This window comes from Nguyenibacter vanlangensis, assembly GCF_013376155.1.
Taxonomy (GTDB): domain Bacteria; phylum Pseudomonadota; class Alphaproteobacteria; order Acetobacterales; family Acetobacteraceae; genus Gluconacetobacter; species Gluconacetobacter vanlangensis.
This window is the reverse complement of the sequence record NZ_JABXXP010001250.1, coordinates 1-551: the sequence shown is the minus strand read 5'-3', so window position 1 is coordinate 551 and position 551 is coordinate 1. Positions and strand designations below refer to the sequence as shown.

Annotated in this window: 1 pseudogene; it reads left to right on the top strand. The window is 73.0% G+C overall.

Annotated features, from left to right (window positions below):
• Positions 1–551, top strand: a pseudogene (locus HUK84_RS22420) (transketolase-like TK C-terminal-containing protein); the annotation flags it as partial.

Genomic DNA, 551 nt, shown 5'->3' with positions numbered 1-551 from the left:
ACCGCTTCATCGCCGCATCGATCGCGGACGAGGACCAGGCCGCCCGGGCCGCCGCCATGGCCGTGCCGGCCTGCGTGCTGTGGAACCAGTTCCTGCGCTTCGACCCCACCAACCCCGACTGGCCGGACCGCGACCGCTTCGTCGTGTCATCGACCCGTCACCGGCCGCTGCTGCACGCGATGATGCGCCTGGCGGGCCAGACCGCCGCCGGCGAGGGCGTGATCGAATACGGCGCCCATCCGGCGGTGGAAATGGCCTTCGGTCCCAGCGGTCAGGGGCTGGGGGCGGCCATCGGCCTGGCGCTGGCCGAACGGCAGATGGCCACGCGCTTCGGGCGCTCCATCGTCAATCACCGGGTCTGGGTCCTGTCCTGCGCCACCGAACTCTCGACCGGCGTCGCGCTCGAAACCGCATCGCTCGCCGCGCGCATGGCGCTGGACCGGGTGACGGTGCTGCTGGAAATCACGCCCGAGGACGCGGACGACGCCGCCGACGCGCTGGCCCGCCACGTCGCCAGCGGCTGGTCGGTCCGCCAGGTGGCCGCCGACGAT